The following is a 19,472-nucleotide window of genomic DNA, read 5'->3' as shown; positions in this document are numbered from 1 at the left end:
AGACGATAAAATGTACCACATAATCTTTTCACGGCATGTTAATTGATTGATTTTTAAAAACGTAAGACAATGAAAGCAATCTGGAACGGCGCCATTGGCTTCGGTTTAGTCAATATCCCGGTTAAAATCTATTCAGCTACAGAAACCACGAAACTGGACCTCGATATGCTCGATAAATCTGATTTTTCCAATATCAAATTTAAAAGAGTGAACGAGAGCACCGGAAAAGAAGTTAAATGGGAAAACATTGTAAAGGGTTATCTCATGGATGATCAATACATCGTTCTTGATGAGGAAGATTATGAAGCCGCAAGTCCTGAAAAAACAAAAATACTTTCCATTGATCAGTTTGTCAGGGAATCAGAAGTAGACAGTGTTTATTTTGAAAACCCCTATTATCTGGAGCCTCAGAAAAACGGTGAAAATGCCTACAGGCTTTTGCTAAAAGCATTACAGGAAACTGAAATGGCTGGTATCGGAACATTTGTCCTCCGGGACAGCGAGGCTATTGGCATGATCAGGCCTTACAACGAAGAAATACTGGTTCTGAACCGTCTTAGGTTTAATCAGGAAATAAGAGATTATAAGGATCTTAAAATTCCGGCTCAAAAAGCACCTAAACCCGCTGAGCTTAAAATGGCGGTAAGCCTTATCAAACAGCTTTCCCAGGAATTTGACCCTGTGATGTATAAAGATAATTATTCTGATGAATTGATGAAAATCATCAAAAAGAAAGCAAAAGGCAAAAATATAAAAGCTAAAAAAGCTGAACCTGCTAAAGAAGGAAAAGTAATTGATCTTATGGCTCAGCTGAAAGCCAGCCTGCAAACTCCTAAATCCAAATCTGCATCGTAATGGCTCTAAAAGATTACCAGAATAAACGAAAGTTCGACGAGACCAGCGAACCTAAAGGAGAGACCAAAAAAAGCAAAGACCAACTCGTTTTTGTGGTTCAAAGACACGCAGCTTCCCGGCTTCACTATGATTTCCGTCTGGAAATGGAAGGAGTCCTGAAAAGCTGGGCGATTCCCAAAGGCCCGTCATTGGATTCAAAAGATAAACGTCTTGCCATGATGGTGGAAGACCACCCTTATGACTATAAAGATTTTGAAGGAAATATCCCGGAAGGAAACTATGGAGCCGGACAGGTAGAAGTATGGGATAGCGGAACGTATGAACCTTTAGATGATACAAGCCAACTTTCTGACGAGAAAGAATTATTAAAAGAATTAAAAGCAGGTTCCATAAAATTCATTTTACACGGTAAAAAACTGAAAGGTGAATTTGCACTGGTTAAAATGAAAAACGCTGAAAATAATGCATGGCTTTTAATTAAACATCAAGATGATTTCGCAGAGGAAAAATATGATGCAGAGAAAAACACCTCTCCAAAATCTCTGGTAACGAAATTTTTAGAGGAAAAAAAAAGCCTGAAAATAAACATAACCTCTGAGAAAAGGTTTAAAAACTTCAATTCTTTATCCAACGAAAAAAAACTTACCTCATTCATCAAACCGATGCTGACCAAATCTTTTGAGAAAGCATTCGATGATGAAGACTGGCTTTTTGAAATTAAATGGGATGGCTACAGAGCTGTTGCCGATCTACGTCATACCAATCCCCTATTCTACTCACGCAACGGAATTTCCTTTTTATCAAAGTTTGAAAAAGTTACTAAAGATTTTAGCCACCAGAAGCACAAAATGGTCCTGGATGGAGAAATTGTCGCTTATGATGCGCATGGTAAACCCAATTTTCAGCTTTTACAGCAGATCGGGGATCATCCTGACATGGCATTAACCTATCAGGTTTTTGATCTTCTCTGGCTGAATGGGCATTCAACAGAAGAACTTCCTCTTGTGCAACGGAAGGAACTTTTAAAAGAGGCTTTAACGGAAACGGATGTTATCAAATACTGTGATCATATTCGGGAAAAGGGAATCGCTTTTTTTAATCAGATGAATACAATGAAACTGGAAGGAATGATTGCCAAGAAAGCTGACAGCTTGTATATTGAAAATCAAAGGAGCAGTGACTGGCTGAAAATAAAATTCACAAATACGGATGAAGCTATTATTTGCGGATTGACAGAACCCCGTGGTTCACGTGAAAGTTTCGGAGCTCTGATTTTGGGAAAATATACAGATGGAAGACTGACTTACTGTGGTCATACGGGAACAGGTTTTAACAATGAATCTTTAAAACAACTTTATGACAGACTTCAAAAGATGGTTATAAAAACATCACCATTTGAAACGGTTCCTACAACGAATATGCCTGTAACATGGACGAAACCTGAGTTGGTATGTGAGATTAAATATTCTGAAATTACTAAAGACGGTATGTATCGTCATCCTGTTTTCTTGGCTATCCGTGAAGATAAAGAGCCTGAAGAAATTCAATTGAATCCAAAGAACGAAAAGTCTAAAGAAATGAAAGCTAAAGCCCCATTAAAAAAGTCAGCGAATCCTGAAAAAGAAAAGGAAATTACATTGGACAAACATCAAGTCCACCTCACGAACCAGGATAAGATTTATTTTCCTAAAGACGGCATTACAAAAGGAGATGTGATAGAATATTATCAGTCGGTTGCTTCTTATATTCTTCCTTTTCTGAAAAACCGTCCACTCTCTCTCAACCGCTTTCCCGGTGGCATTGAAGAACAGGGTTTTTATCAGAAAGATGCAGGAGATAACATGCCGGACTGGATCAAAACAACAAAGGTCTATTCGGAATCCAATGACAAATATATTGACTACGTTTATTGCAATGATAAAGCAACCTTAGCCTATCTGAATAATTTAGGCTGTATTGATATGAATCCCTGGAACAGTTCACTTCCTGATCTGGAACATCCGGATTATCTGGTGCTGGATCTGGATCCATCCAAGAAAAATACATTCGATGATGTGGTTGAAACAGCACTTCAGGTGAATGAAGTTTTAAATTCAGTTAAAGTTAAAGGATATTGTAAAACTTCCGGCAGCACAGGAATTCATATTTATATTCCGATGGGAGGAAAATATGATTTTGACCAGGTCAAAGATTTCGCCCATATTCTGATGAAACAGGTCAATGAAAAGCTTCCCAAACTGACGACTCTGGAACGAAGTTTACAGAAAAGGGATGATAAGAAAATTTATATGGATTATCTACAAAACAGGACTGGTCAGACCTTAGCGAGTGTCTACAGTGTACGTCCAAAAGAGGGAGCCGCCGTTTCTATGCCCCTGGAATGGAATGAAGTGAAACCTGGTTTGAAGCCTACCGATTTTACGATTTATAATGCCCTGGAAAGGATTAAGGGCAAGGGAGATTTGTTTAAACCGGTTTTGGGTAAGGGAATTGATATGATGAAGGTGTTGGAATTGTTGCAGAACAATGTGTAATTTTAATAATTTTGAGGAGAATCAAAAATAAAATGACAATATTACACTTTATTTTCCTTCTTGAATACCCTAAATAAATTTGCACCAATTTCTATCGTTTTTTACCTTTAGTATATAAATATTTTTATGATGAAAAGTATCAGATATTGTTTTTTGCTAATGCTTATCACAATATCGTGTACATCAGAAAAGGAAAACAAAAAAAATATTGTAGGGGAATGGATTTTTACAGAGATAAAAATTGAAAACAGTATTGAAGAACCTCCTGTTCCTTTTCTGCTGGATCCGCCTAATATTATTTTTTGTGCAGACGGAACATATATTAATAAGAACGGCTTTTTCAAAATCCCAGAGAATGATGATCGGTGGGAAAATAAAACATTATATCTTGGTGAAAAGACAAAATATAAAATATTAGAAGACTCTTTGTCCTTTCTAAATCCTTTTACTAATAAATACGAAGCGGCTAAAGTGGTAAAGCTTACTCCTGATACTCTTATTTTAAAACAAAAAGACAAGTCTTTATTTACTTACGTCCGCCATATATCGAAACAATATAAAAATATAAATATTGACAAAATCGTCGTATCAAAAGCATCATGTTATGGAACCTGTCCTGTAAACTCCACGGTTATTGACAATCAAGGTAAGTTGATATTTTATGGTCAGCGCTTTAACACACAGGAAGGATTTTTTCAAGCTCATTTATCAAAACAGATTACTGAAGATATTTTTAAAGAACTAAACACAATTGGTATTGAAGGTTTAGAAAAGCACTATAGTATAAATGCCAGTGATATGGCTTCAACAACTATAACCTTCATTTCTAATGGAAAAATCGTAAAAACGATATCTGATTATGGCTCCCGATCGCCCTTCGAGCTCAGAAGATTAATTCGAAACATCAGCTATCTTTACCAGCATTCAGATCTTAAAGAAATGATCATACAGGATCCCATACTGGTAGGCATTTTGCAGTCAAAGACACAGAAGGTAGGACTGATTAACGATTCTGAGAGTTTCTATTTATACAGCGAACTTTTAAACGCTCAATCTACTGGTAACAATGCTGAAAAACTTCCTTTTACAGGCAACTATCAGCTTGACCTTCCTGAAAATATAGATTATAAAAAAATGGATTTCTATGAAAGGTTAATTTACACGGACGGAAGAATATTCAAAATACAACTTAGAGATAAAACATTTAAAACTCTTGATCTTGGCTACAATTTCTTTAAAAAAAATAACCTGATAGAGCCAAGAAACTATCCTAAGGAAGTTTTGCCACCAAACTCTCCGGCAAGATTTTCAAAATAACATAAATGATCTTCCACTTAAAATTCGGAACAATAGTAAAAGAATTTCCGGCATTGACAATATGTTTTGCTACATAATCCGGTTCCATAATCAAGGATTCATTGAGCTGTAAACCTTCATTGATCTTTGTTCTGATATAACCAATCACCAGAGCATTCACTTTTATTTCCCTTGAAGCCAATTCCTGTCTTAAACCCGCTAAATATTGAGTAAACGCTGCCTTGGTACTTCCATACACAAAATTACTTTTCCGTCCTCTTACTCCCGAAAGTGAAGACAGTCCGATCATTCTTTCCAGATGGGAATTGCTATGATCCATTGCGATAATATTCAGAATGGAAACAGCTCCCATATAATTGACCTGCATCATCTGGTGAGTGCCTTTAAAGTCTTTCATCGCTTTTTCATTATCAACCAGAAAACCGGCCGTGTACACTGCAATATGAGGTTTTACAGGAAGTTCATCATAAAATTTCTGATGGGAATCAAAATCTACCGCGTCAAAATAAAGAATGATGACCTTTGAAGCATCCAAACGGTTGTCTGCGACGAATTTTTCAAGCGAGTCAGTATCCCTTGAAGCTGCGATTACAGAAAATCCTTTATGAATGTATTGTATGATACACTGCTTGGCTACGTCTGAATTAGCGCCCAGAATGAGAACGGTTTTGCCTGTATTTTGATTCATGATGCAAAGATATTTTATTTGAATTCACGGTCATCTTTTTTAAACACAAATTTCACGAATGATTTTCACGGATAGCACTGATTTGACTAAGCTTATAATTTATAATATGCAAGATCTGCAGAAGATTTTTGACGTAAAGTTTTGGGATGATATGGGATACGGAGTTCACATTTCACTTGTAAACTAAAATTCACTATTGCAGTTTCTCGATCTCAGTCTTACCCTAAGAAAAGTCTTGTGTCTGATGTCTGAAATCTTGATTCTTAAGCTATATAAAAAAGCCCGGCGCGGTGAACAAAGTTCACCGCGCCGGGCTGATATCTTCAAACTAAAAGATTATTTCTTTTCAGTATCGATTTCTTTTTTCTCTGCTGTTTTTTCAGCAGCTGCTTTTGCTTTTTCTCCAAAACGCGTTTCAGTAAATTCTCTTGAAACAGCCGCTTTTTCGAATTTCAGTTTTCCTGATAAAGTTTCGATCACGAAACCATCATCCTGAACCTGAGCAATTCTTCCGTGAAGACCTGAAGTAAGGACTACTCTGGTTCCTACTTTTAAAGTTTCCTGAAAGTTTTTCTCTTGCTTCTGTTTTCTCATCTGTGGTCTTATCATCAGAAAATAAAACCCCACAAACATTACCCCCATCATGATCAGCATCATTGATGAAGACCCCTGCTGTGCCTGTAAAAAGATTGTCAACATATATTTATATTATGGTTGGATGTTCGCTGTGAACGTTAATTTAATAGGAGCCTTATCTACATTAGCAAATACATCTGCATACTTCTGAACGTTTCCGTCGAAGCTTGAAGAGTCAAAATGCAAAGTGATATTTCCTTTTTTACCCGGAAGGATCGGTTCTTTTGTAAAATCCGGAGCTGTACATCCGCATCCAGGTTTTACTTCAGAGATCACTAAAGGATTTTTTCCTGTATTGGTAATCTCATAAATGTGCTGTACTTTGTCTCCTTTTTTGATTTTTCCAAAATCGAAGTTATTTTCTGAAAGCGCAACTGATGTTAGGGGCTGGTTAGAAACCGGAGCCGCTGCTGCATTGGCAACTGCCGGAGATGCTGCTGAATCAGTAGGAGCTGTTTGTTGTATTGCTGTAGAATCTGCGGTTGCAGTTTCAGTACCTTGCACCTCTTTGTTTTCTTTTTTACAAGAAACCAAACCAAAGCCTATGATAGACAAAGCGATAATTGATAATGTCTTTTTCATGTTAAATTCTATTTTGATCTTTACAATATTTATCCAAAATTCCGTTAATGAAGATATTGGAACGGTCTGTTGCAAATACTTTTGCAATTTCAATATATTCATTGATAATAACTCTTGAAGGCGTCAGAGCAAAATTATCCAGTTCTGAAATAGCAGTAGACAAAATTACTTTATCCATTAAAGAAACTCTTTCCAGATCCCAGTTTTCCAGTCTTTCGCTAAGTTTTTTCTCATTAGCTTCCCAGTTATTCAGGGTATCTCTGAGAAGTTTTCCCGCAAAAACTTTATCCTCTTCATCTTTAATCATCTTAATTAAAGTTCTGCTTTCTTCATCTTCTTTCAGGAAACCTATTGTTTTCTGTACCATGGAGTTGGCGATGTGAATATCATCATACCATGAAAGTTCTTTATCACTAAGATATTCCTGGAAATCTTCATTTTCAGCAATATATCTTAAGAATAGCTTCCCGATAAATTTCTGATCTGCTTCAAAAGAATATCCTTCTTCTTTCATGAAATCCTGATAACGCTTTCCTGCAGTAATTCTTTGGAAAGTTTTTACCAATACATCATCATGCATATCCCATTTCAACTGCTTGTGCTGACCTGTGAAAAATAATCTTTCAGGATTTTCTTCCAGCTTGATCAGTACCTGGTTATTGATGAATTTTTGGTTAGGATTAATTTCAGCATCAGTTTTAAGGTATTTGTTTTTACCAATCTCGATCTGGGTTTCTGCCAATTCTTTCAGAGCGACCAAAAAATTGATCTGATAGATGTAGAGATTATAGATTTTCTCTATTCCAGAGAACATATTTTTCTCTAAAACATCAAATTTTAAAGGGTTCTGGTAGTATGAATACACTGTCTGTACTACTTTTTCACGGATTTGTCGTCTTCCTAACATTCAAAGAGCTTTTTATGGGTGCAAAGATACAAAAATTAAAATTGATGAAATTCGTAGTCTGCCTACATTTTCGTAAATTTGTAAAACTTTATGAAAGCTCTAAAAACTTTAAACCCTTACTTTTGGAAGCACAAAACATTGCTGTTTTGGGGGTCATTATTCATCATTGCCAGTAATTTCTTCAATATATATAAGGTCCAGTTTGTAGGAAAGTCTGTAGACGAACTTACCAAGGGCGGACATCTGGGTTTCAACCAACAAGTTCTGGTGTACGTTGCTATTATTGTTGGCTGTTCACTTTTAACCGGATTTTTTACCTTTATGATGCGTCAGACTATCATTGTGGCATCAAGAAGAATTGAATATGAACTGAAAAATAAAATTTACAGACATTACCAGGAGCTATCTCTTACGGATTACAAGCAGACGACTATCGGTGACCTGATGAACAGGTTGAGTGAAGATGTTGTGGCCGTAAGAATGTATTTGGGTCCGGGTGTCATGTATGTGGTGAATTTAGTAATCCTTCTATTGATCACCAGTATCTATATGATAAAAACGGATGCCTCTATGACCTTATGGACTTTGTTGCCGCTTCCCGTTTTATCGTATATTATCTTTAAAGTGAGTTCTATTATCAATAAGAAATCGAAGATCATGCAGAAAAGCCAGTCTGCGATCTCCACTTTTGTACAGGACAGCTTTTCCGGGATCAGAGTGGTTAAGTTTTTTGCTAAAGAAAATTACATCAAGAAGAACTATGGGATCAAGGTAACTGATTATCAGAACAAAGCTTTGGATTTAGCGAAAACGGAAGCGTATTTCTTTACTATTATTCTATTTGTAATCGGACTCCTTAATGTTGCTGTTATTCTTGTAGGCGGACAGAAATATATTGCCGGGGAACTGAGTGTCGGTAAAATTGCTGATTTCTTTATGTACATCAACATCCTGATCTGGCCCTTCTCAATGGTAGGTTGGGTAACTTCTGTAAACCAAAGAGCTGAAGCTTCCATGCAGAGAATTAATGAATTTCTGGATAAAAAATCAGAGGTCATTAATACCAACTTTGAGACCTATCCTATTCAGGGAGATATTGAATTCAGAAACGTTTCTTACGTGTATCCCAATACAGGAATCAAAGCATTAGAAAACCTTAGCTTTAAGATTAAAGCCGGCGAATCCCTGGCTATCATGGGTAAAACGGGAAGTGGAAAATCTACCATTGCTCTTTTGCTCTGCAGACTTATTGATCCAACTGAAGGAGAGATTTTAGTGGATGGTAAAAACCTGAAAGACCATAATCTGGCGAATTACAGAAATTTCATCGGCTATATTCCTCAGGAAAGTTATCTGTTCTCTGATTCTATTGAAAACAATATCGGTTTTGCTGTTGACCATCCTTCCCACGAAAAGGTAGTGGAGTATGCAAAGATAGCAGACGTTGATAAAAATATTGTGGAATTTAAAGAACAGTATAAAACACTTGTAGGTGAACGCGGAGTGATGCTTTCGGGAGGACAGAAGCAAAGAATATGTATTGCAAGGGCACTAATAAAGGATCCAAATATCATTATTTTTGATGATTCCCTGTCGGCTTTAGATACCGAAACCGAGCAGAATATTCTTGAAAATATTGACCGGAAAATCAACAATGCCACGTCCATAATTATCACACACAGAGAGTCTAGCGCTCAGAGAGCTGATAAAATCATCAACCTCACCGAAATTACCAATTCTTTAACCGCTTAGCCGTTTCGTTCTCAATTGTTAAATAAATCATAAAAAAAATTTTGTGATTAAAAGAATTCTTTTATATTTGTTCTTAACAAGATTAAAAAATATCTAACAATGAGTGAATACAAGGAACGCCATGAAAATGAAATTTTCACGAAGGTGTTAAAAGCGGGGAGAAGAACTTATTTCTTTGATGTGCGCGAGACGAAAGCAGGAGATTATTATCTTACGATTACCGAAAGTAAAAAGAACTTCGGGGAGAATGGGGAAGCTACATTCGAGAAGCACAAAATTTATCTTTACAAAGAGGATTTTAAAAGTTTTCAGGAGATGTTCAATGAATCCACAGATTTCATCATTAATGAGAAGGGGGAGGATGTAATATCAGAAAAACACGACAAGGACTTCAAAAGCAAATCATTCACTATTGATTCTGACGACGAAGTATAAAAAAAGAATATCTAAAAACACAAGCATCTGAAAAAGATGCTTTTTTTATGCCATTTTCTCTCAAAGTACAATATATTATTAATAATGTGACATGTCTAACAAATATAGATCATCACAAAAAAGAGTATACCAAAAGGCATACTCTTTCTGTAATCTTTACTACAGGTTACACAAACTCTCTTTTGATCTGCGAAAGTATGGTGGGATCCTGTATTTCATGGTCTTTAGCCAATAATAGTACTTTAGACATCACTTCAGCAGATTTCGGATCATCATCTGCAAAAGGCAGAAACAATCTTCCTCTGTGCTGGGAATGAACCGGAAGAATCGAAAGATATTTTCCCGGAACCTGATGGACTACCGCACTGCCTAAATGCACACTGTATGCGGCCATTGTACCTTTCACCAATACATGTGAACCTTCAATGCTTACATTATCCAGTTTAAATAAACGGGCCGTTTCTTTCATCAGTACCGCTCTCATTTCTATAGAAGAATGACTGGCCTCCGGATCTACTCCTCCCACGTGAGCTACTGATACCACCAGATCTATATCACGCATTACTTCTGAAAATAATCTTGGATTGATGTCTTCAAAAGGAATGTTCCTGTAGTCTTTTAATGAATGAAATTCTATGGTTTCCAACGTTGGATGTTCTACTTCAGCAGGAGAAAACCAATTGGCTGCAGCATACATTTTTACCTGGAAGCCTTCTTTATGATATACTTTTTGTAAACCTTCCTCATAATCTACTTTCCAGCCTCTTGTTTTAAGCAAAGCTAAGGTCTGTTTCGGCTGAACCTGATGTCCCGCATAACGGCGTGATACAGATTTCTCCTTCAGTTCATCAGGGGTCGGCACATACAATTCCCTGAATATCTGTTTGAATGGCTGAATGAGTTTTTCCGTAAAACAATAGTGTTGATAATCACTCCAAACGGAATGCTGATGCAAATCTACACAATGAGCAATGCGTAAAGTATCGGTTTTACTTACTTCATGAATTTCCCCATGAGCATCAACCAGATTGCCTTCATGATAGAATCCTATTTTGTTATCGCTGGAAATAAATACCAGCTTTTCGAGGTGTTTTACTATAACAGGGTGTTCGAAAAGGTTTTTAATTTCTGCAAAAAGAAACTCGTCCCCTCTGATCATAGCTTCTTCCAGTCCTTTTCGGGAACGGGTCCACTGTTCACGCATTATTTTACGATAGTTTCCTAATTCTACAATGGCTTTGTCCTTTTTGATTTTTGGCGGAATAGATTTGAGCTGCTTATCATCTCTGAATACTACGATTTCAGCTTTTCCATCCGTTTCTATAATTAAACCTACGGTGACTCCATCAATAGTCACCTGTGTTTCTTTTGACAGAATGGTCTGAATCTGCTTCGTTTCCATAGCCCACGTTAGTCTTATCGGATCCGGATACCCTGCGTTCCGGGCAAGATTTTCCAGGGCAACACGAATCGCCAGAGCTTCACTCGCCTGTTTCATAGAACCAAACTCCTTACTTTCCTTTTTAAATTGTTGAATATATTCATACCGGCTCAACACATCTTTCTCCGGATTGGCTTTACTCAGCGGCACAAGTCCATACACGCGAAGATAATCCTGATCTCGCTTGTCTTTTACTTTTGCGGTGACCTCTTTTATTTTTAAATCGCCTGTAAGCGTATCGGAGTAAAGTCGTGCCCGGCGATGTCCGTTTCCATCGGAGATATATTTAGCCGATTCATACAGCATTTCCCAACGGGCTTTACCCAGTTCTTTATACGCTTTTATGAACCAATTCTTATCGACTGCCCCATCCTGAAATTCCTGTACGTCTACGGATGAGTATTTGGCTACTTCACTTTCGAGTTCTGAATTCTGAGCCTGATACGCACTGGTTTTGGTATGGGCATGCATCCACCAGATCGCTGAATCCAGACCTTTCCAGCCTAAATACGTACTGATCAGCTTCTGCCATTGCGGCGCATAGATCGCAGCCTGTATCAGGCGAAGTTCTGCCATCTTCTCTTTCTTCATCATTTCATTGAATGATTCCTGAGTATCCCTTTCCAAAGGATAAGAATTTTTGATCAGATAAGAGAACAGCTTCTGCTTGGTCATGCTTTCGTCGCCATAGCTGTAAATATAATTGGCATACAATCCTGATTTCCCGAGTCCTTTCAACAGCTGTACAAGACGATGGGCTCCGAACAGGGTCTGAAACTCCTGCACAAATTGAGAAACGGCAGTATTGGCGTCCCCCCGAATGAGCTCCACATCCAGGAATGTATTTTGAATTTCTTCTATGATTGGTTTCAGAAAAGGAAATGTATCCACATATCTTTCCTGCTGATGGTAGGTAGTATAATTCTTAGCTCTTGTAAGATCCCTTATCACGGATTCTGCGGTAAAAATCCCCTCATAGAGTTCATCTTTTGTAATAACATTAAGTTCATATGCTTTGCAGAATAAGTAGAAATTCGGAACAGAATATTTTTTATTTTCTTCCAGACCATTAAATTGCATCCAGCGGTAAAGATTCCACTGTTTAATATATTGTTCATCGGTAAGATCTTTAAATGGAACTGCCTGTAAAAACACATTGAAAAAGCCGGTCTGCTGCCAACCGGTTCCTCCGCCATAATAATACTCTCTTTCCTTTGTCTTGTAGTTGATCACCTCGTCCGGAAGGTGAGCAAACAGCGTACTGCAGGCATCGATCAGGAAATCTGTTTTCTCCTCAAATACGAACTTATATTGTAAAATTTCCAGAATTCTTTTAACAGGATTATCCCAGTAATAGTCGGTTTTCAGAGGATTAGGGATAATATCTTTATGATAGAATACATAATTGTCAAGGAAATCTCTGAACTTTTTACGGTCGCAGTTTTCAGCGAAAGTCAGCAGGAATAAATCACGTGGCTGAAGCCCCGACTCTTTATACCATTGTGCCCATATTTCATGCAAAGGATAGTTTTCAGCGACCTGTTCAGAGGTGAAATTTTCCGTATTATTTATGATGTGTCGGAAAGTATTTCCCATCAATACGGTTATTTTAGAGCCATTCCAGTCGTCTGCCTCGTATTCATAGTCTTTGTTTTTCAGGAATAAATCATTGAGCTTTCTTAATTCTTCTTTAATATGATTTATAGATTGTGTGAAACCATAGGGATCCTTTTTGGTCGCCTTTGCATATAAAGAACTTTCTTTGACTTCGGGCAGTTCAAATTTTGATACTACTGAAGGATCGTAGAATCCAAATCCATTTTCTGCTGAAAGTACCTTTTTATCATCAGAAGGATTAAGCTGATCAAGCAAACTCTGTTCTCTCTCTGAAACTTTGGATTTTTCAGCATATTGTGCAGTCCATTTTCCTATTTGAGCAGATATTCGCTTATCTTTCTGAAGCTGTAGCATGATGTCTAATGAAGCCGTTCGCTGCTCAATATCGCCTTTACCCATTAGTTCATCCACTAATGGAACCACTACTCCATCTTCCTGCTGGATCACCAGCTCGATCAGTTTCTTTCGAAGCGCACCTCCTTTTCTTTTAAACATATCAAAGAAAGCCATTACTTCCTCCTGATGTAAAGGATTCTGCTGCAACACATTAATTCCTGAGGCTATCAAAGATTCTCCCCTGTCTTTGATTATTTTAAAGGCAAATTCTTTTTGAAAGGGAGTAACAGTCTTTTTCTTTTTTCCGAAGTTATAGGAGTAAGAATAACAGTAGAAATCCCCTAAGACAGATCGTGAAATCTGCTCGCGCAATGAAAGGTCAAACTGATCGAAATAAGAAAGGACAAGATTCATCTTTTCTGTATCCTCACCCACCAGATAAAACATAGAAGCGTAGAAATTGCTTTTACTGAAAGTCGCATTGAGCCATGAGAATATTTTACCTTCGAATTTCTTTTCTTTAAGCGCTATCTTTTGGGTAAGTTCATGAAGTTTTTCAAAGAAATCAGGGTAATCTCCATTATTGATAAAGAATTTTGAAGTTACATTAGTACTTAATAATGTTGATAAAGGTTCTCCTGCAAACGCCAGCACCTGTAAATCACCTTCCAGCACTGCTTTATAATACAGAGGCATTTGAATGTAAGGATCCTGGGTTTCACCGGCAAACTTTATCGCAAGACATTTCTTTTCTATGCTCCCTTTATCGTACAGCTGATGCAGATAGGGAACAGCTTTTTCTACATCCCATACCGACTGTACCCAAAGGGCCATATACACTTCATTATTATTACTGCTTTTTATAGCATCAGGAATCTGGTCCGGATTATTAAAATAGGTATGGGCCAGCGATACAATAGTTCTTACGACTGATTCTTTTTCGGTATCCCAGCCTAGGCCTGTCCAGGTATCTATGGAACGGACAACCGATGAAAAACGAGTCAGTTGATGCTCTGCAATCACATTCGTCATATATTCCAAAGCGCCGATACTCGTTTCATCCAAAGCTTCCAGTACCGTCTGTCTCAGGCCTTCCTGTCGCTGAGCTGCCAGCAGGAGTTTTTCCACCAGTTCCCAACAATGCTGCTGTTCACTGTTGAGGAGTGCTTTTATAATGTTCCGGGATACTTTTCCTTCTGGATGTTTATTGAAAATGATATCTTCAATCAGTGGGTAAATACCGGCATTTCCTGTATCAATAGCTGCTGACCAAATATAAAACTGGTTTGAACTGTTTGATATGTTACTGTCATAGATAATCTGCTCTTCCAGTGTAAGGTCATAAAACTGTTCTCCTCCATTGGTGTAAGAGTAGCTACTTGGCAGCTGCAACAGCCCTCCAATTAGATTAATCTGGTTGAGAAGGATGTAGTTTTCATTATGCGGAGCTCGGAAAGAACGTCTGTAGTAGCCTGTCTGATACATTTTATAAGGCATTGTATTCAAGGCATGCTTTACCAGGTCTGCATTAGGGCCAAAAAAATAAACCAGAAGTTGATAATAGTCTTTATCATCCCACATATTGGGTTTGATATATTTTTTGATGTTTTCCATGCGTTCGGAACCCAGGCTTACATCCTCAAAATAGTTGGTCTTACCCACTATTAATATTCCCAGCTCCGCTACCTCTTTCTTAAGTTGAGGTTTTGAAAAGATTTGTGACAACAAGCCTTTTTCTGTTTGCTCTTTTAATTCTTTCCTAAAATTCCGATAATGATTGACGGTCTTTTTCGATTCTAATTTTTCTATAATTTCCATGTATTTTGAGATTCAGTGTTCGTAATTACCAATAACTTCCTGCAAGAAATGTAAGTCTGATGAAAGCAAATGAATGCTTCAGACTGAGGTCTATTGTTTCAGAAAGGTTTTCCAGCTGCTCATCATTATAAAATACCGCAAACATGCCGTCTTCGAAAGCTTGTATTGCATTCTCCTGTGCTTTCTGAAGATTGGCTTTCTTCTCATTATAAATACTTCCGAACCCTATTTTACCTGTGTCTGTAAGAATATTAAGATAGTTTTCCGAAGGAATTTTAGCATAATCTTCATCTTCCAGCTCAAATGATTTGGAGTTGAATGTCTCCACTTGTTGCTGCACAATTAATTGTAATAAGTGTTTTAAAGAGATTTTCGGATCATTGCAGGCAATGTCTAGTTTTTGCTCTGAAAGAATGGGATGCTTTCTGCCTAGCTGCTTTACTGTAACCTTAATTTCCATTGGTGAAGTTGATATCAATAAATATAGGGAAATTTTTAACGGAGACTGTTTTAAAAATTCAAGAAGTGGTGATGAAATAAGTCATAAAAATTACGCAAAAAACAGCATGTTCTTTTTAAAGTAAAGTTCTATTGTAACACCGCATATTTAAAAAAAAGACAAAGATGAAAATCAATTTTTGATTGATTCGATGAATCATACTTGTATAGAAAGATGTGGGGGAAACCATAAAAAAGGCCGTTTTCACTAATTGTGATACGGCCTCTTTCTTTATGAATTATAGTTAAACCTCAGACTGCATGACTCTGAAATTCAATGATTTAATTTTTGATATCTTTTATTTTTTAATGACTTTCAATGTCTTACTATCATCATTTGAAATGACTTTAACCATATAAACTCCTGATGCTAAGCCGGAAAAATCTAATGCACCTTCATTAGCATTGATTGTTTTACTCAACACTTCCTGACCTAGTAGATTATAAACCAATACCAGAGATATTTTCTGATCGAAAGAAATAATGAGCTTGTCATTAACCGGGTTCGGATATGCTTTTAGAGAATTCTTTAACATTGTAAAGTCATCAACACCTAAAGTTGGGCAAGCAATACCTGTTGGAACATTTTTATCAACAGTAGAACCGTCCCCTAATTGACCATACAGGTTTAGCCCCCATGTGCTGACAGTTCCATCGTTCTTTAAGGCAAAAGTATGTGATATTCCAGCAGCAATAGCTTTCCAGTTCGTAAGATTTCCTAATTGTACAGGAACGCTACTGTTGGTCGTAAGTCCGTTTCCTAATTGGCCATATTGATTTCTTCCCCAGGTCCACAGTGTTCCGTTAGATTTTATGGCAAGGGTATGATTTCCTCCTGGAGCAACGGTCTGCCAGTTGGTGGCTGTTCCGATTTGTGTTGGAACATTTTTATTAGCCGTTGTTCCATCTCCCAGTTGTCCATTAGCATTATATCCCCAGGCCCAAAGGGTTCCATCTGTTTTCAGTGCTGCGACATGGAGCGTTCCAACACCAAGACTTTTCCAGTTGTTGGCGGTACCAACTTGAGTAGGTACCAACCTATTGGTATTGGTAGCATCACCGATCGTTCCATAAGTATTGCTACCCCAGGCCCAAAGGGTTCCGTCTGTTTTTAATGCAATAGTAAAATCCTGTCCGCATTGAACAGCTAACCAATTAGTGGCAGTTCCTATTTGAATCGGCACTAAACTAGTCGTCGTGTTTCCAGTACCTAACTGTCCGTAAGGATTGAGTCCCCAGGCCCATAGGGTTCCGTTATTTTTTATAGCTACCGTATGATACATTCCGCTGTCAAAAGTTTTCCAGTCAGTAGCAGTTCCCACTTGTACCGGTGTGTGTTGTTGTGTATTTGTTCCATTACCCAATTGACCTGAATTTGCTCCCCAGGCCCAAAGCGTTCCGTCTGTTTTTTGGGCAATTGTATGGCTGCTTCCGCCAGCAATTTCTTTCCAGTTATTACCAGTTCCTATCTGTTTTGGGGTTAATGCATTAGTGGTGGTACCATTTCCTAATTCTCCTGAATAATTATTCCCCCAGGTCCATAATGTTCCGTCTGTTTTTATAGCTATACTATGCAAACTACCTGCATTGATTTTTTGAAAACAGCCTGCCTGAACAGTGCTTGGCGACATTTTCACCAAACCAAGCTGTAACGTTCCCAGCCAGATAGTCCCTGAAGATTGTGTACTGACTGCACTGAAATAGTCATCGGGCAAACCGAAATTTGTATTTGTTGCGGTGTAAGTTGCGCAATCCGTAAAGTTTTGTAAACCTGATCCATTAAATCCAATCCATACTTTACTGTTATTATCAACATCCAAGGCGCTAAGATTGTATCCTGTAAGACAAGACGTGCTTTGATAAGTAAATGTGAGGTTAGTTCCGCTCGTCGTTAATGTAATTAAACTATCAGAACCTTTTACATAGACCGTATTGTTGGCAATTTTCAATATTTTTTGAGTTCCCTGGGCTATAAAATTAAAATCAGTTCCATTAAATTTATACAATACACCACCATTGGTAACCCATACTCCATTATTACTATCTGTTGCCACAGAATTCAGATTCGGTACAGAGGAATAATTAGACCACGTTGTACCATTGAATTTTGTAAGACCTGAGTCTGTAGCAATCCAAAGGTTATTTTGTCCGTCAATAGCTATATCATTGATTGCATTAGTCGGTAAACCTGAATTGGAAGTTGTATAATTAGTCCATGTCGTTCCGTTATACATAATAATTCCATTAAGTTGCGATGCAATCCATTTTCTGCCCAAGCCATCAATTTGAATTTTAATAATTGAATTGGATGCAATACCGGAATTGGAAGTATTGTAATTGGTAAAAGTAGTTCCGTTAAAAGTTGAAACTCCAGTATAGGTTGCAAGCCATAACAATCCATTAGCATCAGCTTTAATATCAGCAATATAATTGCTCCCTATTTCTGAATTCGAAGTATTGTATTTTGTATAACTGTACGTTTGTGCAAATCCGGAAATTGAGCTGAGAATTAAGAATAAAAAGTAGAGTTTTTTCATGATTTTTAATAAAATAAATTTCTTCATGTTTAGTTTTATAATGTTTCCCTACTCGTTTAGCTTTTCGGTTCCGCTCCGTTTGAATGGTTTCTGATCTCCATCTGAAATGAAAAATTTTCAAAATCAAATCAATTCATAAAAAAACGACCTATGATTTTAAAAGGTATCGGGTTGATTAAATAATACTGAATCATTACCAATAGAAGATTCAAAGTTTCTCCAGTATGAATAAAGAATCATCTCTCGTTACGAAAAATAATCTAATAAAGTGTGTTGATTACCCCCATTGCATTGTTAAAGAAATTTTGAGGATTTACTTTGGTTCTGAGTTTCGGGAAACAATCAGTATCGTTGAATTAACAGAATAAATTCAGAATAGTTTTTCTCATTTTCATGGTTTAATGGTCTTTAAATTGAGTTTATAGTTTTTGCAGCAACATATATCATCATGAAGATTTTTTATGTTGTGAACTGCAAAAATATACTTTTCTTATGGAGTATCAAATAGTCAGTGAGAATTTACACACCAAATAGTGTTTATTAATTTGGCTTTTGGCATTGATCAATGCTATAGAAATAAAAAAAAGTACACTTTAAAAAGTGTACTTTTCTTGGGTGAATGAGGGGTCTCGAACCCCCGACCTTCGGAACCACAATCCGACGCTCTAACCAACTGAGCTACAATCACCGTTTTGTGAGTGCAAATATAGGAAAGATTTTTTAATTACCAAACAATTCCATCAAAATTTTTCATCGCAATAAGCTTCTCAGACGTAAATCCCTCAGCATAAGTCACTCCCGATAATCTTCCTAAATCCTGAGCACGATAGGTTAAGCTTTCTAAAAAGTCTTTCGTTGCAATTGGAGTAACCGGTTCATTGGATGTTGGATCGTAAAACTGTGTTTTGAAGGCCATGCACGCTTCAATCTTCTTGTCTAAATGATCGGAAATGTCAATCACAAATTCAGGTTTGATATCTTTCCACTGGATATAATGAAAAATGTGCTTGGGTCTCCATACTTCCTGATTTTCGCCATTTACTACCGTTTCAATTTTTCTTAGTCCGGCCAGGAAGCATGCATCAGACACTAATTTCGCTCCTTTTGCATGATCCGGATGTCTGTCATCAATCGCATTGGCTAAGACGATTTCCGGGCGGTATTTACGGATCATTTTTACAATCTCCATCTGATATTCTTCAGAATTGACCAAAAACCCATCTTTCATTCCCAAATTTTCTCTTGCCGAAACTCCGAGAATTTTTGCAGATTCACCGGCTTCTACTCTTCTTGTTTCATCTGTTCCTCTGGTTCCCAGCTCTCCTTTGGTAAGGTCAACAATAGCACATGTTTTACCTTCCGAAATCATTTTAGCTATTGTTCCGCCACATCCCAGCTCTACATCATCAGGATGTGCTCCGAAAGCAAGTATATCTGTTTTCATCAATTCTTTCTATTTTTTAATTGGTAAGATGAAACGCCCAATAATTTTTCTACGATCTTCGAATTTTTAACCCCG

13 protein-coding genes and 1 tRNA gene are annotated in these 19,472 nt (G+C 37.3%); 5 read left to right on the top strand and 9 right to left on the bottom strand.

Annotation, left to right across the window (positions count from 1 at the left end):
• Window positions 1–69: 69 nt before the first annotated feature.
• The 3 genes from ku (at window position 70) to BUC06_RS02845 (ending at window position 4,706) form a co-directional block, all read left to right on the top strand.
• The gene (gene ku / locus BUC06_RS02855) at window positions 70–855 is read left to right on the top strand and encodes a non-homologous end joining protein Ku (protein WP_073329507.1); all 786 of its coding nucleotides are present in this window, start codon (window positions 70–72) and stop codon (window positions 853–855) included.
• A complete protein-coding gene (gene ligD / locus BUC06_RS02850) occupies window positions 855–3,389 on the top strand; it encodes a DNA ligase D (protein ID WP_073329504.1) in 2,535 nt (844 codons plus the stop codon). The genes ku and ligD overlap by 1 nt, the downstream gene beginning before the upstream one ends.
• 159 nt (window positions 3,390–3,548) lie before the next feature.
• Window positions 3,549–4,706: a DUF6438 domain-containing protein gene (locus BUC06_RS02845; RefSeq protein ID WP_073329501.1), complete on the top strand. Its 1,158-nt coding sequence runs from the start codon at window positions 3,549–3,551 to the stop codon at window positions 4,704–4,706.
• On the opposite strand, the gene BUC06_RS02840 is transcribed toward BUC06_RS02845, so the two are convergent.
• The 4 genes from BUC06_RS02840 to BUC06_RS02825 all read right to left on the bottom strand — a co-directional run bounded on the left by BUC06_RS02840 (window position 4,660) and on the right by BUC06_RS02825 (window position 7,519).
• Entirely contained in the window at window positions 4,660–5,394 is a 735-nt protein-coding gene (locus tag BUC06_RS02840) for an SDR family NAD(P)-dependent oxidoreductase (protein ID WP_073329498.1), read from the bottom strand. The two genes, BUC06_RS02845 and BUC06_RS02840, sit on opposite strands and share 47 nt — an antisense overlap.
• Window positions 5,395–5,730: 336 nt before the next feature.
• Complete coding sequence (yajC, locus tag BUC06_RS02835) at window positions 5,731–6,093, bottom strand: preprotein translocase subunit YajC (protein ID WP_073329495.1); 363 nt, start codon at window positions 6,091–6,093, stop codon at window positions 5,731–5,733.
• A 9-nt stretch (window positions 6,094–6,102) separates the two neighbouring features.
• The gene (locus BUC06_RS02830; protein ID WP_073329492.1) at window positions 6,103–6,612 is read right to left on the bottom strand and encodes a DUF1573 domain-containing protein; all 510 of its coding nucleotides are present in this window, start codon (window positions 6,610–6,612) and stop codon (window positions 6,103–6,105) included.
• 1 nt (window position 6,613) lies between these two features.
• Complete coding sequence (locus BUC06_RS02825; protein ID WP_073329488.1) at window positions 6,614–7,519, bottom strand: transcription antitermination protein NusB; 906 nt, start codon at window positions 7,517–7,519, stop codon at window positions 6,614–6,616.
• Between the two features lie 90 nt (window positions 7,520–7,609).
• Between BUC06_RS02825 and BUC06_RS02820 the strand changes: the two genes are divergently transcribed.
• Together BUC06_RS02820 and BUC06_RS02815 are read left to right on the top strand one after the other, a co-directional pair.
• Entirely contained in the window at window positions 7,610–9,271 is a 1,662-nt protein-coding gene (locus BUC06_RS02820) for an ABC transporter ATP-binding protein (protein ID WP_073329485.1), read from the top strand.
• Between the two features lie 99 nt (window positions 9,272–9,370).
• The gene (locus BUC06_RS02815; protein WP_034701927.1) at window positions 9,371–9,706 is read left to right on the top strand and encodes a DUF3276 family protein; all 336 of its coding nucleotides are present in this window, start codon (window positions 9,371–9,373) and stop codon (window positions 9,704–9,706) included.
• Window positions 9,707–9,872: 166 nt separating this feature from the next.
• Here BUC06_RS02815 and BUC06_RS02810 read toward each other — a convergent pair whose 3' ends face one another.
• The 5 genes from BUC06_RS02810 to bshB1 all read right to left on the bottom strand — a co-directional run bounded on the left by BUC06_RS02810 (window position 9,873) and on the right by bshB1 (window position 19,397).
• On the bottom strand, window positions 9,873–14,918 hold the full coding sequence (locus BUC06_RS02810; RefSeq protein ID WP_073329482.1) for a DUF4132 domain-containing protein: 5,046 nt from the start codon (window positions 14,916–14,918) through the stop codon (window positions 9,873–9,875).
• 25 nt (window positions 14,919–14,943) lie between these two features.
• Window positions 14,944–15,378, bottom strand: a complete 435-nt coding sequence (locus tag BUC06_RS02805; RefSeq protein ID WP_073329479.1) for a hypothetical protein — start codon at window positions 15,376–15,378, stop codon at window positions 14,944–14,946.
• A 337-nt stretch (window positions 15,379–15,715) separates the two neighbouring features.
• Window positions 15,716–17,953: a T9SS type A sorting domain-containing protein gene (locus BUC06_RS02800; RefSeq protein WP_167367396.1), complete on the bottom strand. Its 2,238-nt coding sequence runs from the start codon at window positions 17,951–17,953 to the stop codon at window positions 15,716–15,718.
• A 613-nt stretch (window positions 17,954–18,566) separates the two neighbouring features.
• Window positions 18,567–18,642, bottom strand: a tRNA-His gene (locus BUC06_RS02795).
• A 35-nt stretch (window positions 18,643–18,677) separates the two neighbouring features.
• Window positions 18,678–19,397, bottom strand: coding sequence for a bacillithiol biosynthesis deacetylase BshB1 (gene bshB1, locus BUC06_RS02790; RefSeq protein WP_073329474.1), 720 nt, complete (start codon window positions 19,395–19,397; stop codon window positions 18,678–18,680).
• Window positions 19,398–19,472 lie beyond the last annotated feature (75 nt).

The sequence above is a fragment of the Chryseobacterium carnipullorum genome, assembly GCF_900142785.1.
GTDB classification, from domain to species: Bacteria; Bacteroidota; Bacteroidia; order Flavobacteriales; family Weeksellaceae; genus Chryseobacterium; species Chryseobacterium carnipullorum.
Note: the sequence above shows the minus strand (reverse complement) of the source record. Positions and strands in the feature narration are given on the sequence as shown.